We start from the raw sequence: 14,636 nt of genomic DNA, 5'->3' as shown, positions 1-14,636 counted from the left end.
GAAAGTTTAAGCGAGACGCTTTAAGATCAAATCGCGAATCCGATCCTGGATTTTGTCCATGTCGCCGTTTGCATCCACAACATTCACGCAATCCGGAAAAACTTCCGCAATTTTCAAGTAACCGTTACGGACACGTTCAAAGAAGCTGACCGCTTCGCTTTCGAGCCGGTCCGCGACACGGTTTTCCCCCGCCTGACGGCGACGGCTTTCTTCGAGAGAAACGTCGAGAACAATCGTCAAAGCGGGGTTGAATTTTCCACATGTGATGTTTGAAAGATTCAAAACCATCTGCGGGTCAATTTCTCGACCGTAACCTTGATAAGCGAGAGTGCTCCAGGCAAAGCGATCGGCAAGGACAACTTTACCTGCGGCAAGAGCCGGAGCTATCTTTTCGGCAATGACCTGTGCACGAGCGGCATTGTACAACAAGAGTTCCGTTCTGGAATCCATCACGCCTTTATAGCGGATATCTAGCAGAAGGCTCCGGATGCTTTCCGAGATTTCGGAGCCACCCGGTTCGCGAATCGTGAGCACGTCATAGCCCTTGCCAGTCAAGAATTCGGCAAGGCGCTTCAGCTGCGTGCTCTTTCCGCAGCCATCAATGCCTTCAAGGCAAAAGAAACGCTCGGCAGTCTGCATCGAAATTAATCGAGATTCTTACCGTGGCACTTCTTGTACTTGAGACCCGAACCGCACCAGCAAAGATCGTTACGTCCAAGCTTTGGACCTGCGCTCTTCACCTGGGCAGCCGGGATCGTGCGACGGCGCAGAGCCTGCGGACGCGTGCCCGGAAGTGCGGAACTCGGAATCGCGCTCGAAGTCGGCGCTTCCGGCACCGGATCCACGGCCTTCGGAGCTTCTTCAGCCGGCTGTTCTGCGGTCGAAGCATCTTGGGAAGGAACCTTGGCGGCTTCGATCGGCTGAGCGGACAGTGCGTTTTCTGCGTTCTGCGGAGCCGGACGGTTTACCTTCTGGATCTGTTCCGGTGCAACGGAAATGCCGTTACCGAGCTGAATGCGAATGTTCAAGATGCGCTGAGCGGTAAGCGTTGCGATCGTTTCGAGACAGTTCTGGAACGTGGTGAACGCCTGGTTCTTGTACATCACCAGCGGATCCTTCTGGGCGTAACCCTGGTAGCGGATTGCGTCCTTCAGCTGGTCCATTGCGTAAAGGTTTTCCTTCCAATGCTGGTCGATCGTGTAGAGGAAGATGCGACGTTCGATATTGCGGAAATCATTTTCCGGAATGATTTCCACGAGCTTGTCGTACTTTTTTTGGCAAAGTTCGATGACGTCGTCGAGAACCTGGTCGGCAGACTTCTGAGCGCGTTCTTCTTCGCTCGGATTGTATTCGACAGCAAAGCTCAACTTGACAGCGGTCGAAAGACCTTCCCAGTTCCATTCATCGGCAAAGCGATCCTTGGAAACAAACTGGGAGACCTTGATATCGCAAGCGTCCTGAACGTTTGCCCAAATATCGCTGCGGATATCGTCGCCGTTCAGAATGCGACGACGCAAACCGTAAATCACCTTACGCTGTTCGTTCATCACATTATCGTAGTCGAGCAAATACTTACGGGTATCGAAGCTCTGGCTTTCCACGCGCTTCTGGGCGCCACGGATCGAACGGGAAACGATCGGGTGCGTAATCACTTCGTCATCGCCGACTCCAAAGCGGTCCATCAACTGCTTGACATTGCTACCGCCGAAGATGCGCATCAGGTCATCGTCGAGAGAAAGGAAGTACTGGGAAGAACCCGGGTCACCCTGACGGCCGGAACGACCGCGCAACTGGTTATCGATACGACGGCTTTCGTGACGTTCCGTACCGAGCACGTGCAAACCGCCAAGCTCACGAACGCCCGGTCCAAGAACGATGTCCGTACCACGACCAGCCATGTTCGTCGCCACCGTGACCTTGCCCTTGTAACCCGCGTACTGGATGATTTCCGCTTCGCGACTGTGATTTTTTGCGTTCAACACATCGTGCGGAATGCCTTCCTTCAAAAGCAACTGGTGCATCTTTTCGGAACGTTCCACCGAGGCGGTACCGACAAGAATCGGCTGACCGAGTTCATGACGCTTCTTGATTTCGGCGACGATCGCTTTCCACTTCGCGTCTTCGGTCTTGTAAACCATGTCCTGCATATCCTTACGGATGCAAGGCTTGTTCGTGGGAATGACCCACGTGTTCATATTATAAATCTTGATGAATTCCGTCGCTTCCGTTTCGGCAGTACCGGTCATACCGGAAAGCTTCTTGTACATGCGGAAGTAGTTCTGGAACGTGATCGTTGCGAGCGTCTGGTTTTCGCGACGAATCTGCACGCCTTCCTTCGCTTCGATGGACTGATGGATACCGTCGGAGTAGCGACGGCCTTCCATCAAGCGGCCCGTGTTTTCATCTACAATCACCACTTCGCCGTCGCGCACAATGTAGTCGCGGTCGCGGATAAAGAGGTTTTCCGCCTTCAAGGCCTGCTGAATGAAGTGAACCCATTCTGCATGTTCGCCGTAAAGGTTCGTGAAGCCCATGAGCTGCTCCACATGGTTCGTACCGCGTTCGGTCAGCTGAACGAGCTTGTCCTTTTCGTCAACCGTGTAATCCTTGCCGCGCACGAGCTGCGAAACGAGTTCACGAGCCTTCTGATACTTGTCCGTCGCATCTTCTGCAGGACCGCTGATGATGAGCGGCGTACGTGCTTCATCGATCAAAATGGAGTCCACTTCGTCAACAATGCAGAAGTTCGGTTCGCGCTGAACGACATCCTTCGGATCCACAGCCATGTTGTCACGGAGATAGTCGAAGCCGAATTCGTTGTTCGTACCGTACGTCACATCGGAGTTATAGCTGATGCGGCGCTGTTCCGAAGTCAGATCGTGAACAATCAAGCCCACGGTCAAACCGAGGAACTTGTAAACGTAGCCCATCTGTTCTGCGTCACGACCGGCGAGGTAATCGTTCACCGTCACCACGTGCACGCCCTTACCCGAAAGACCGTTCAGGTACACCGGGCAGACAGCTGCCAAGGTCTTACCTTCACCCGTCGCCATTTCAGCGATAGCGCCTTCATGCAAAACGAGACCGCCAATGAGCTGCACATCGAACGGAAGCATACGGAACGGCTTCACAGATTCCGGATAAAGTTCACGCACCTTGGCATAGAACTTTGCCGGCATAAAGATTTCCCATTCCGGCTTGCCCGCTGCGAGATCCGCCTTGGCCGCTTCCACAGCGGAAAGGATTTCCGGATCATTTCCGAGAGTGGCGAAATCAAATTCAAACTTCGGCTTGAAAATGTTGAAGATACCGAGACGGCGGTCGCAAGCTTCCTGGCAAACTGCAAAGGCTTCCACTTTGATGTCTTCCAGGGTCTTTCCGTTGTTCAACGCTTCGCGGAATTCTGCCGACTTTGCAGCGAGATCCTTATCGTCCAAAACTTCCAGTTTTTTGCGCGCTTCGTGAATCTGCGCGATAACCGGACGGAGCGACTTCACCTTGCGCTCGTGCGGAGTACCGAAAACCTTATGGAGGAGAGAATCCAAAATGCTCATAGATGTTCAAATCCTTTTTGAAATTACCGTTCAAATTTAACAAAAACGAAAAAGGCGACCTACCATTCACCGGTTTCAGCCACCTTTTCAAGCCGTTTTCAAAAATTAACCTTCATGCGGACTATAGAGACTTCATCAGATTCACAAAGCATTCCGTATCACCGGAAATTTCAAGATTGTAATCCTCAAAAGAAAACGCTTCACCGCCATTTCCCTGTTTATATTCCGCATAGGCGGCTTCGCAATCGGACTTGTTTACCGCAAAACGGGGAGAAAGCGAAAGGGCACAACGTTCTTTATCTTTCAAAACCAAAATATCGATTTCATTTTCTACGACATTTTCCACCTTTACCGCATAGCCGTGGGAAGAAATTGCCACCTCGCAATCTTCCGCTGTGAAATTCCCATCGCCAAAGAAGGTTTCAAAAAAGCGGAAGCTCTTCAAATTGGAAATCGCACAAGAGGTTTCAAAGAAACTCGAACGGGAAATCACGCCTGCATCGTCCAAGGCAAAGCCTTTCACGACACCGTCTGTCGAAGCGGTATCCTTCCACTTGCCGAACGGGAAAACATTTCCTTCGTAATGCAAGGAATGCTTTTCCTTGCCAAAGTCCAAACTCACTTTTTTCTGCTGGCTGTGGAACTTGTATGTCGCTATGCGCTTTTCACCCTTCAAAGACCAGTAAAGAGAATCCCCCTGCTCCCTGCAGACAGGTTCATACGTGACGAGCATCGACTTCTCCATGTCTATCTCGTACGCGCTCTTTGCGTGGTAAAAAAACTTTGAAGAGCTAAGCGCAGCAACCGGAGAATTTTCTTCCACCGTAATCGTTCTTTCGCCGCTCACCGCATTCTCGCCTGCACAAGAAATCACGGCCAGTGTCGTCAAAACGACTGCAAGTAAAAAACTAAATTCCCTCATTCAAACCTTCCCGAAGAGTCTTACTCTCCATGACCCGCGAAAAAAAATAGTTCACATATTCCCGTTTTCTCAAGTGAGGAAACTCACAGTTTGGAACTGTCAAATGTGGATAAACGGAGTACAGATTTTGCAAACAGTTTGAAATCAACAACTTGCAAAATTTCAAAATTTTGAAAATTTTTTGGATTTTTTTCTTATTTCTGCGGCGGAAGAGAATGCGCCTGCTTTTTCAAGCGATGCAGATGATCTTTATGCTTTTGGTACAAGGTGCTAATCGTATAGATAAAGACAAGGAATACGACCGTCGAAAGAGGCTTGTTCATGTTGCAGAACGACCAGGCGATCGTAATCAACGGAAGATGAATCAAATACGGATAGAAAGAAGCACGACCGACAGAACGGATGATCGGGACGCAGAAAATTTTGCAGAGCCAGCCTTTGGAAGTCGTGATGCTAATGATCAGTCCGCCGTAGATCATTACGGCCACCGTGTGATGACAAATGAAATTCCAGGCGACGGAATTCGATTTCATCGTAAAGAGGCTTACATACAAAATAACAAGAAGGAAAATCTGCAAAATGCCGGCGAGGTAATTCTTCTGCAAAAAGTCGAATGCACCCGAGCGGTACAACCGGAAGAGAATCATGCCAAAGAGGTATTCGAAAATGCGCACCAGCGGGAACATGTGAAAATACTGATAACGCAAATCGTAGTTCGCAAAATTTCCGAGCAGCGGAAGTTCCCCAAGGAATCCCGCACGTTCAAAGAAAATACCCCAAGCAATTCCCGGCAAAAATACAAGACCGCACAAAATCCAGAGCGTTTTCTTGTCAGAAATCTTCGCCAATTGACGCGCACAGAAAGGCGTAATCGCATAGCAAATGAAGAATGCGGTGAGCGACCAGCTCGGTTCATTCAGTTTCATTCCCTGCTGAGGAAAGAGCGACCACGTCAAAGTCAGGTGCATAACTAAAGAACGGATCGGATGGAACATGTTCCCAAGACCCGTCGAAATGCAATCCATCCATTCTCCCCAGGCGGGGATATGCGTCCAATGACTCAGCTTAAAAAGAGTGGCGGCAAACATCAAAAGCGTCATTACAAAGTGGCAACGGTAAAGCTTTGCAATGCGCGCAAACATGAACGGAATCACAGGCATCCGACGGTCCGGATCGTTGAACTTGGAAGCGAACAAAAATCCTGCGAGAATAAAGAAAAGGCCCGCCGCAAACGCAGGCGCCGTAATAATCGGAAAAACGTATCCCCAGTTCGACATATAGCCAAGAGCCGAAGACGACGCCAAGTGCAGCATCACAATATTGATCGATGCCAAAAGGCGCAGACCGTCAATCGCAGGGAAATAAGCTTTTTCGTTCACAGCGCAAAAGATAGAAAATGCCGGGCAGTGCTGCCCGGCATTTGGAAGTCAGTTATCCATAAAAGCTAAAAGGCTTAAATGTTGATTTCGTTCTGCATCATTTCGTAGAACTTGCGGTAGTTATCCTTTTCTGCACCCTTGCGGAATTCAATAGCGGACGACGGATGAAGATTCAAGGAACCGGTGATCATCTGCGGAATGATGTAGCCCCATTCGTATTTTTGACGGAGCGGAACGAAGAGTTCGGTAATCGCTTCGAGAATCGGGCGAACGTCGAACTTCGGATTCTTGAGGAAGGAGAGGAGAAGTTCCGTGGTACAGTTACCAGCGCCGCGGCCCATGCCGGTGACTGTACAGTCGAGGTAATCGACGTGGTCGATGACAGCCTGGATCGTGTTGCTGAAAGCGAGCTGCTGGTTGTTGTGACCATGGAAACCGAACTTCTTCGACTTCACATGCTGACGATAGCGATTGATGCACTGGTCGATATCTTCCTGGTAGAAGTGACCGAAGGAATCCACGAGGTAAAGGACGTCTGCCTTGCATTCGTTTTCCACCTGGTCGAGAGCTTCGTCGAGTTCCGGACCTCGGTCTCGGCTTACGGCCATGATGTTCAAAGTCGTTTCATAGCCCATATCGTGGAATGTATTGACAAGTTCGATACCCTTGTCGATGTTCTTCACGTAGCTTGCCACGCGGAACATCTGGTACGGGGATTCGGAAGCCGGCTTGATAGCGGCGAGATTCACACGGCCTACGTCAGCCATCACAGCCATCTTGAGGTTGCTATCGATTCCGTCACGCACCTTCCAAAGAAGATCGTCTTCGCAGAACTTCCACGGACCGTATTCCTTCGCGTCGAAGAGTTCCGGAGAGTTCTTATAACCCATTTCCATATAGTCGACGCCTGCAGCGGTGAGAAGCTGGAAAAGACGACGGACGAATTCCAAGCTAAAGTCGTGCTTGTTGACAAGGCCACCATCGCGGATGGTGCAGTCGAGAACTTTAATAGATGGGTAGTACATTTTGTATTCCTTTTTTCACTAAACGTTTTTTTCATAAGTTAGCATTCGTTTTTGGCGAATCCAACGGTAAAATCAAAACTTTCTTTAAAACCCTTATTTTATACGCATATTTTGCGTTATTTATATCTAAACCATTGATTTTTAATTAAATAAATAAAAAAAACAACAATGTTTAATGAGTCTAATTTGCTCAAAATCTTCCTCTCCTCTGTAAAGTTATTCAATTAAATCCACCTATCAATTACAGACGTCTTTTCCTTTTTTAATTTCTACGCAAATTATGCGTTAATTAGATGACATACGCAATTTCCTATTCTATATTACAGATATGCTTTTTATTCATCAATATCCCGACTGGACGAACTTCAGATATCTCCGTTCTAAGATTATTAATCCGCTTTGCCAAGTGAGATTTTTACAGGGCCTGCTCCAGGGAAAAGCTTCCTTTGCCGCTTCAAAAGAACTCGCCGAATCCTTGAGTCAAAAGGATTTCGAGGCACTCGTTCGAATCGATGGCCGCTTCGAAGTTCCCGGAGTTTTCAAATCCGCGGTGCGCAACTATTCCTTGCCGATGACCGAAAAGCGTTTGCTCGCCTTGCACGCTTCGCTCGTTCCGGGAGGCGGACATTTTCGAGAAAGCGGCGAACTTTATCATTCCCAGATTCTCCGCGGATTCAAAGGCGTTTCAAGCGAACGCATTCCGCGTGAAGTCGCAAAGTTTATCCAATACTTTAACGAAGATTCGACTGATTCTGTGTTAAAGGCGGCAATTGTCCATTTTCACTTTGTCACAATCCGTCCTTTTGATTCCGGGAATGGAGCCTTGGCGCGACTGCTTTCCGAAATGCTCCTTGCACAAAGTGAAAACACTTCTCGTTGCTATTACACTTTTAACGAAACTCTTCTCGAAAATAAGGATTCTTATTTTGAAGCCCTATACAAAGCACAGACTTCGAATGGGGAAATCACCAGTTGGATCCTTTGGTTCCTAGAAAAAATGCAGGAAGCGCTCGCCAAAACTTCTCAAAAAATGACAACGCAGTTTGAAGATACCAAACAGCAGCTTTCGATTAGCGGAATCGCTTTGAGCGAACGCGAACAGAAACTCGTCGGGCAGCTGCGCAAAAATCCGAAACATCCGATTTCTTCTTCGGAATGGGCAAGCCTTGCCGAAATTTCGCACGATTCCGCTTTGCGGGACTTAAACGGTCTCGTTCAAAAGAAGGTGCTTCTCAAGTCCAACGGACGCGGGCGCAGTACACGTTACCTCTTGAACAAATAACCCACACTTTGCTAGATTTTTAATAGAAAAGCCTCGCTAAATAGATAAATTCTATCTATAGCGTAAATTTACATCTATGCAAAAGGAAGTATCTGACATGCAGAATCTTGATGACCAAACCGTATGTGTTCAAGGTGGCTGGAAACCGAAGAAGGGTGAACCGCGTATTCTCCCGATTTACCAGAGCACCACTTTCAAGTACGACACAAGCGATCAGATGGCCGACCTGTTCGACCTCAAGGCGGATGGTTACTTCTACACTCGGCTCCAGAACCCGACAAACGATTTCGTCGCTGCAAAGATCACGGAACTCGAAGGCGGTGTCGCAGGCATGCTCACGAGCTCAGGTCAAGCTGCAAACTTTTTCGCCATTTTCAACATTTGCGAAAGTGGCGATCACTTCGTAAGCTCTTCCACTATCTACGGTGGTACTTACAACCTTTTTGCAGTGACCATGAAAAAACTCGGCATCGAAGTTACATTCGTCGATCCGAACGCTAGCGAAGAAGAAATCGGCAAAGCTTTCCGCCCGAACACCAAGGCTTTCTTCGGCGAAACGATTTCTAACCCGACCTGCCATATCACGGACATCAAGAAGTTTGCGGATATAGCTCATAAGCACGGCGTTCCGTTCATCATAGACAACACGTTCGCCACTCCGGTTCTCTGCAAGCCGTTCCAGTATGGCGCAGACATTGTAACGCACTCCACCACCAAGTATCTCGATGGTCACGCCATGACCGTCGGCGGCGCTATCATCGATAGCGGTAATTTTGACTGGGAAGCTCATCACGACAAGTTCCCGGGATTGACTGAACCGGATCCGTCTTACCACGGCCTCGCATACAGCAAGGCTTTCGGCAAGAAGGCTTACATTGTGAAGGCGACGGCTCAGCTCATGCGCGACTTCGGCAGCATCCAGTCTCCGCAGAACGCATTCCTTCTGAATATGGGTATCGAAACTCTCGCTCTCCGTATGCCAAAGCATTGCGAAAACGCTTTGAAGGTTGCCAAGTTCCTCGAAAACCATCCGAAGGTTGCCTGGGTGAACTTTGCCGGCCTCGAAAGCAATCCGGAACACGCTCTTGCCCAGAAGCAGTTCAAGGGAGGGATTCCTTGCGGCGTAATGGCCTTTGGCATCAAGGGTGGTCGTGAAGAATCCATCAAATTTATGGATTCTCTCAAGTTCATCGCCATCGTAACTCACGTAGCCGATGCGCGTAGCTGCGTGCTTCACCCTGCAAGCCACACCCACCGTCAGCTTTCTGATGAACAGCTCATGGAAGCAGGCATTCGTCCGGACCTGATCCGTCTTTCCGTCGGCATCGAAAATGCAGACGATATCATCGCGGATATTCAACAAGCTTTCGAACAGATTTAATTTGTTCACAGTTTTGAAAAATAGCTGGGCTTTTTTCCCGGCTATTTTTTGCTTTAAAAATGAGGCATCATCAATATGTGTGGTAGCATTTAGGCAGCCTTGCTAGATGATTCTCTCGATTCCGATTCCCATTCGTAGGCTATCTTTACATCGACATAGGAACAGCTCAACATTATCAGCGACAGCATGTTGTTCATGTTCCTGAAGCCATAGGCAGTCCGTATCAGTAGCTTTATCTTGTTGTTCGTCGCCTCGATCCTTGCGTTTGACACGCCCAGCCTGATTGTGTTGAGGATTCCGTCGTAGTTACGCTTGATCTTTGCGTACAGATCCTTTACTGAGCCGATGCGTGAGTGGCTTGCACGCCACAGCCACCTGTCCAGATTTTCCCTGGCATCGTCATAGCCCATCTTCAGGATGATGCGCAGTTCCTCCTTGAGCTGGTATGCCCTGTAGAGACGCGGATAGCGGCTTGCTATGAGTTCTATTTTTCTCTGCTGGCTTTCGTTAAGGTTCTCTGGAGCCTTGCCCAGAGCGTACCTGGAGTTCTTTATCCCCTCCGCGGTGCGGTCCTTCGGGACGCTATCCTTCGTGGGCCTGCCTCGGCCCCGTTTCTGATTGCGGTTTTCCTTGCGGGCCTCCTTCCAGGCTTCCACACGGACCTTGTCCAGGGCTTCTGTCGCCCACTGTACGACATGGAAGCTGTCCACGCACCGTTCGGCATTGGGCAGGAACTCCTCGATGCTTGACCTTATCCACTTGGCTCCGTCACAAGTCACAAGCTCCACGCCCTTGCGCTGCTCTTCGCTGAGTTCCCTCATGAAGAGGTCCAGCACCTCCTTCCCGTAGCCCTCGTGGACCCAGATCACGCAGCGCCTGTCGTGATCCACTACCACCGTTATGTACTTGTGCCCTTTCTTGTAGCTGGTCTCGTCGATGCCTATGCGCCTGAAGATGCAGCCTGCCTTGATCGGCCTTGTGTCCAGGCGATCCCATACGCGGTCGGCAATTTCCCCCACGGTATTCCAGGCGATGCGTAGCTGCTTTGCGACAGCCTTTTTCGACATGCTGCATACGGCCCATGCGACCTGCTGCTCGAAGGCGTCGGTGAAGCCTGACCTGTGGCTTGCCCACGGCACCTTCACCGTTTTTACGCCGCATTTCTTGCACTTCACCCTGTAGGTGTCCATCCTGATGAAGCCCATCTTCGTGCCGAGATCGAGCGTCCGCCATACCCTCTGTTCCCGGCCGTTGTCGTAGAGCTTCCCTTTTCGCCCACAACAGCCGCACCTGCTGGCGTTGCCCTTGGTGAGTCTTACCGTGATGGTGACCGTGGTGTCGGTTTGCTCCTGCTTGACGACTGAACAGCCGTTGACATTGAAGATGGATTTGTATAATTTTGACATGGGCTTTTTCTTCTGTTTTTTTTGGCGATTAAATTTTAGAAGGCTCTGTCACAACAAATGGTTGATTTTTGACGAGAAATAGCGTATAATAATAGTAAGAAACAGTACCACCGAAGGAGGTAATTGGATATGCCTACTATCAAAGACGCATTAGATATTATCGGTAAGTTGACTGTCGCAGAGCAGGAAAGCCTTAAAACAATGCTTTTAAGTCCTGCCTTTGTAAAGTCTTTGAATATTGAAGATTTCGTAGCAAAGGAACGCTTTGCAAATGGTCGTGTATGCCCTCTTTGTGGCTGTATCCATGTGGTTCGCAATGGTCATCGTAAAGATGGCACACAGCGATATGTATGTAAGGATTGTGGCAAGTCCTTCGTGATTGCTACGAACTCCATTGTGTCTGGTACAAGAAAAGACTTGTCCGTGTGGGAGCAGTACATTGATTGTATGATGAATGGCTTATCCATTCGTAAGACTGCTGTTGCTTGTGGGATTCACAGAAACACCGCATTCCTTTGGAGACACAAGATTTTGGATGCACTTCAGAATATGGCAGACGATGTTACCCTTGACGGCATTATTGAGGCTGACGAAACTTTTTTCGCCATCTCGTACAAGGGCAATCATAGCAAGAGTAAGACATTTGCTATGCCACGCAAGGCTCATAAGCGTGGTCATTCTACACATATCAGAGGCTTGTCCCAAGAAAAGGTATGTGTTCCTTGTGCGGTTAATAGGAATGGCTTGTCTATCTCCAAGATTACGAATACTGGTAGAGTTTCTACAAGAGATTTACATCATATTTATGATGGTAGGATTAAGACCAATTCCACTCTTGTTACGGACAAGATGAACTCCTATGTGAGATTTACAAATGCCAATGGTATTGACCTTGTGCAGTTAAAGACTGGCAAAGCCAAGAAAGGCATTTATAATATCCAACATATCAATAGCTACCATAGCCAGCTAAAGAGGTTTATGCGTGGCTTTAACGGTGTTTCTACCAAGTATCTGAACAACTATCTTGTGTGGAATAACCTTGTAAATTACGCCAAAGAAAGCGACATGGAGAAAAGGAACATCTTCTTAACTTTTGTTTTGGCAACATTGAAAACTGCTAAATGCAGAGATTTATCAAACAGACCAGCAGTTCCTCTGGTCGCCTAATTAGAATTTGTGGAGATGATAAGATGGTCAATATAACAGATGTAAAACAGATTCTTCAATTTGCAATAGATGCGGAGATTAAAGTCTTTCTTGATGGTGGCTGGGGTGTAGATGCTCTTCTTGGATATCAGTCAAGAGCCCATAATGATATTGACATTCTTGTAGAAAAGAACGATTATCAGAACTTTATAGAAATAATGAAAGCTAATGGCTTTTATGAGATTAAGATGGAATATACAACATTGAACCATACTGTATGGGAAGATTTGAAAAACAGAATTATTGATTTGCATTGTTTTGAATATACGGACGAAGGTGAAATTCTTTATGATGGGGATTGTTTTCCGGTAGAAACTTTTTCGGGTAAAGGAAGAATTGAGGAAATAGAGGTTTCCTGTATTGAACCATATAGTCAAGTAATGTTCCATCTGGGATACGAGTTTGATGAAAATGATGCACATGATGTGAAGTTATTGTGTGAGACATTTCATATCGAAATTCCAAATGAGTATAGATAACTGCAAATAACAGTTTGTAGGGGAGTTCTGATACTCCCCTATAAAAATGGCTATTTATCAACTGTTTGTTGTGACATAGCCTTTTAGAAAATAGCCCATTTTTTTTGTTTGATTTAGGCGAAAGTCAACAAAAAAAGGTGGCGAAGCCACCCACACATGTTGATGAAGAGCCTTAAAAATCACGTAAGCATAGCTCTTCATTTTGAATGCTTACAAAAAAAACACCCGTAGGGTAACGGATGCTCTTTTCCATTTTTTAGAAAACTTAAAGCTTCAAGCCTGCTTTTGCAAAGACGTCGGCGTTGCTCGAATCTTTGACGGCCACATTCGTAATCCAGTTGTATTCAGCGAGGCCTGCAAGACCGATGCGACTGCAAACCTGATCGCGAGCCTTTTCGTAGTTTTTAAGAATAACGAGCCTTTCTTCGCCTTTGGCCTTCTCAATTTTTTCGGACCATTCTTCACCGAGAAGGATAAGCGCTGCACTGGCATTCACATACTGCTTTGCCTTATTCTCGTTAATCGAAGAATTCTGCGGAGTCACAAAGTTTGGAACCGTAATCGGAGCGGTTACAATCGATGCGGTTTTAGCAGGAAGATCCGGAGTCAGTTCATCGGCTTTATCGCTGCCGCATCCAAAAATAAAAAGGGAAGAAGCCAGTAAGAACAAAAACGCAAAAAGCTTATTATTCATATTGAGCTCCTTCCACAAGGAAATAGTAGCGGTTTGTGGGGTCGAACCACAGACACACGGATTATGATTCCGTTGCTCTACCTACTGAGCTAAACCGCCGGGTGGGAATAATTTAGCTAAGTCTTGAAATAAAATCAAGGGTATTCCCTAAAATAATTAGAAATTTATAACAAATCAAAGATATCTTAATTCTGTGAAAAGTTTACCATTCCGATATTCAATGTAGCGCCAGCCTGGGACCGTACTCAAAATGTGAAAGTCCACAGAATCCGGATCAAGCTGCATCTGCGTCGAAGGAGTCAGGTAAACCGTCTGGCCATTTCCACGATCCACTTCCATCGCAGAATGGTAATGTCCCACAAAAATCGCATGCAAATTGGAAATACGGTCGAGAACAAACCCGACTTCCTTCAAATTCTTGAGCGCATAACGGGAATCCATGAACAGGTGTCCACAATGACAAGGCGGATGATGTACAAAAAGAAAAACTTCCTTCTTTTCTTTCGCCGCTTCCTGTTCGAGCCATTCGAGCTGTTGCTTCGAAACGATTCCCATAGAACTGTCCAAAAAGAAGATAGTGGAACCGTTTACATCCTTCTTGTAAAAATAATTCCCCTCTTTCAATACCATTGGCACCGGGGAAATTTTTGAAAGTTCTACCGAATTATCATGGTTTCCGGTGATAAAGCACCAGGGACGGTCATAACCCTGGATCATCCGAAAGAAAAGTTCGTATTCTTCCCTATAACTGTGTTCGCTTAAGTCACCGCTAAAGACAAGAAGATCCAAATTGAACTTCTTTGCGTCTTCTAAAGTTTTCTTAAAGCTTTCGACGGACTGTAAACTATCCTCCTGATCGTTTTTTACAATCAGATGGATATCCGTAATCTGCCCTATCCGAAAATATCCCACTCTCTTTTCCATACCCTTTAATCTAATTAAAGTTTAATCCCTAGAGCTATATAAACTCTAAGTCTTTGACTTTCAATGTGATGCAAAACAATTTAATAAATTTATCAACATGTGGATGGATAACCTATTGAAAACTCACTTTCAACGTCGGTTTGTGCCCATTCTGGGGATTGATATTGAAAATTTAACCTTTCCGAGTTTTCAACATTGAATTCTGTTGATAGATTCCCGAGTTTTCAAAAGAAAAAACTTATCCACTTCTTTTATATCTTTTTAAAAATCAATTACTTATATCCACAATTTTACATTTTGTCCACAAATCCACGTTATCAATACCTATACCTTTTATATATATAAGAAGAAAATTTAAAGACAGAGTGGATAAAAAAAAGAAGT

The 14,636-nt window shown here is 46.9% G+C and carries 12 protein-coding genes and 1 tRNA gene; 4 read left to right on the top strand and 9 right to left on the bottom strand.

The features are described from left to right. Positions 1-6: 6 nt before the first annotated feature. The 5 genes from tmk to BGX16_RS06470 all read right to left on the bottom strand — a co-directional run bounded on the left by tmk (position 7) and on the right by BGX16_RS06470 (position 6,880). Positions 7-639 carry a dTMP kinase gene (gene tmk, locus BGX16_RS06490; RefSeq protein WP_100425324.1) on the bottom strand — a complete coding sequence of 211 codons (633 nt, stop codon included), beginning with the start codon at positions 637-639 and terminating at the stop codon, positions 7-9. A 5-nt stretch (positions 640-644) separates the two neighbouring features. Next, positions 645-3,554, bottom strand: coding sequence for a preprotein translocase subunit SecA (gene secA, locus BGX16_RS06485; RefSeq protein WP_100425323.1), 2,910 nt, complete (start codon positions 3,552-3,554; stop codon positions 645-647). Positions 3,555-3,675: 121 nt separating this feature from the next. After that, on the bottom strand, positions 3,676-4,476 hold the full coding sequence (locus BGX16_RS06480) for a hypothetical protein (protein WP_100425322.1): 801 nt from the start codon (positions 4,474-4,476) through the stop codon (positions 3,676-3,678). 194 nt (positions 4,477-4,670) lie between these two features. Beyond that, on the bottom strand, positions 4,671-5,855 hold the full coding sequence (locus tag BGX16_RS06475; protein ID WP_241899479.1) for an acyltransferase family protein: 1,185 nt from the start codon (positions 5,853-5,855) through the stop codon (positions 4,671-4,673). A gap of 74 nt (positions 5,856-5,929) precedes the next feature. After that, complete coding sequence (locus BGX16_RS06470; protein WP_100425321.1) at positions 5,930-6,880, bottom strand: aldolase catalytic domain-containing protein; 951 nt, start codon at positions 6,878-6,880, stop codon at positions 5,930-5,932. A 406-nt stretch (positions 6,881-7,286) separates the two neighbouring features. Here BGX16_RS06470 and BGX16_RS06465 point away from each other — a divergent pair, with 406 nt between their 5' ends. After that, entirely contained in the window at positions 7,287-8,162 is an 876-nt protein-coding gene (locus BGX16_RS06465) for a Fic family protein (RefSeq protein ID WP_241899478.1), read from the top strand. Positions 8,163-8,259: 97 nt separating this feature from the next. Beyond that, entirely contained in the window at positions 8,260-9,543 is a 1,284-nt protein-coding gene (locus tag BGX16_RS06460; RefSeq protein WP_100425319.1) for an O-acetylhomoserine aminocarboxypropyltransferase/cysteine synthase family protein, read from the top strand. 89 nt (positions 9,544-9,632) lie between these two features. Here the strand turns inward: BGX16_RS06460 and BGX16_RS06455 are convergent, their stop codons facing one another. Next, entirely contained in the window at positions 9,633-10,949 is a 1,317-nt protein-coding gene (locus tag BGX16_RS06455; RefSeq protein WP_100425318.1) for an ISL3 family transposase, read from the bottom strand. A 129-nt stretch (positions 10,950-11,078) separates the two neighbouring features. On the opposite strand from BGX16_RS06455, the gene BGX16_RS06450 reads away from it, so the two are divergent. Continuing rightward, entirely contained in the window at positions 11,079-12,116 is a 1,038-nt protein-coding gene (locus BGX16_RS06450; RefSeq protein ID WP_002837184.1) for an IS1595-like element ISSag10 family transposase, read from the top strand. A 23-nt stretch (positions 12,117-12,139) separates the two neighbouring features. Continuing rightward, positions 12,140-12,634, top strand: coding sequence for a lincosamide nucleotidyltransferase Lnu(C) (gene lnu(C) / locus BGX16_RS06445; RefSeq protein WP_100425317.1), 495 nt, complete (start codon positions 12,140-12,142; stop codon positions 12,632-12,634). Between the two features lie 265 nt (positions 12,635-12,899). Here the strand turns inward: lnu(C) and BGX16_RS06440 are convergent, their stop codons facing one another. The 3 genes from BGX16_RS06440 to BGX16_RS06430 form a co-directional block, all read right to left on the bottom strand. Next, positions 12,900-13,328, bottom strand: a complete 429-nt coding sequence (locus tag BGX16_RS06440; RefSeq protein ID WP_100425316.1) for a hypothetical protein — start codon at positions 13,326-13,328, stop codon at positions 12,900-12,902. 26 nt (positions 13,329-13,354) lie between these two features. Next, a tRNA-Met gene (locus tag BGX16_RS06435) sits at positions 13,355-13,427 on the bottom strand. 75 nt (positions 13,428-13,502) lie between these two features. Then, positions 13,503-14,252, bottom strand: coding sequence for a metallophosphoesterase family protein (locus tag BGX16_RS06430; RefSeq protein WP_100425315.1), 750 nt, complete (start codon positions 14,250-14,252; stop codon positions 13,503-13,505). Positions 14,253-14,636: the final 384 nt, after the last annotated feature.

It is taken from the genome of Hallerella succinigenes (assembly GCF_002797675.1).
Lineage (GTDB): Bacteria > Fibrobacterota > Fibrobacteria > Fibrobacterales > Fibrobacteraceae > Hallerella > Hallerella succinigenes.
This window is presented reverse-complemented; position numbering and strand designations above follow the sequence as displayed.

Bases quoted from the DNA above. Each gene is read 5' to 3' on its own strand.
- tmk (WP_100425324.1), bottom strand. From the start codon at position 639: ATGCAGACTGCCGAGCGTTTCTTTTGCCTTGAAGGCATTGATGGCTGC.
- secA (WP_100425323.1), bottom strand. From the start codon at position 3,554: ATGAGCATTTTGGATTCTCTCCTCCATAAGGTTTTCGGTACTCCGCAC.
- BGX16_RS06480 (WP_100425322.1), bottom strand. From the start codon at position 4,476: ATGAGGGAATTTAGTTTTTTACTTGCAGTCGTTTTGACGACACTGGCC.
- BGX16_RS06470 (WP_100425321.1), bottom strand. From the start codon at position 6,880: ATGTACTACCCATCTATTAAAGTTCTCGACTGCACCATCCGCGATGGT.
- BGX16_RS06460 (WP_100425319.1), top strand. From the start codon at position 8,260: ATGCAGAATCTTGATGACCAAACCGTATGTGTTCAAGGTGGCTGGAAA.
- BGX16_RS06455 (WP_100425318.1), bottom strand. From the start codon at position 10,949: ATGTCAAAATTATACAAATCCATCTTCAATGTCAACGGCTGTTCAGTC.
- BGX16_RS06450 (WP_002837184.1), top strand. From the start codon at position 11,079: ATGCCTACTATCAAAGACGCATTAGATATTATCGGTAAGTTGACTGTC.
- BGX16_RS06440 (WP_100425316.1), bottom strand. From the start codon at position 13,328: ATGAATAATAAGCTTTTTGCGTTTTTGTTCTTACTGGCTTCTTCCCTT.
- BGX16_RS06430 (WP_100425315.1), bottom strand. From the start codon at position 14,252: ATGGAAAAGAGAGTGGGATATTTTCGGATAGGGCAGATTACGGATATC.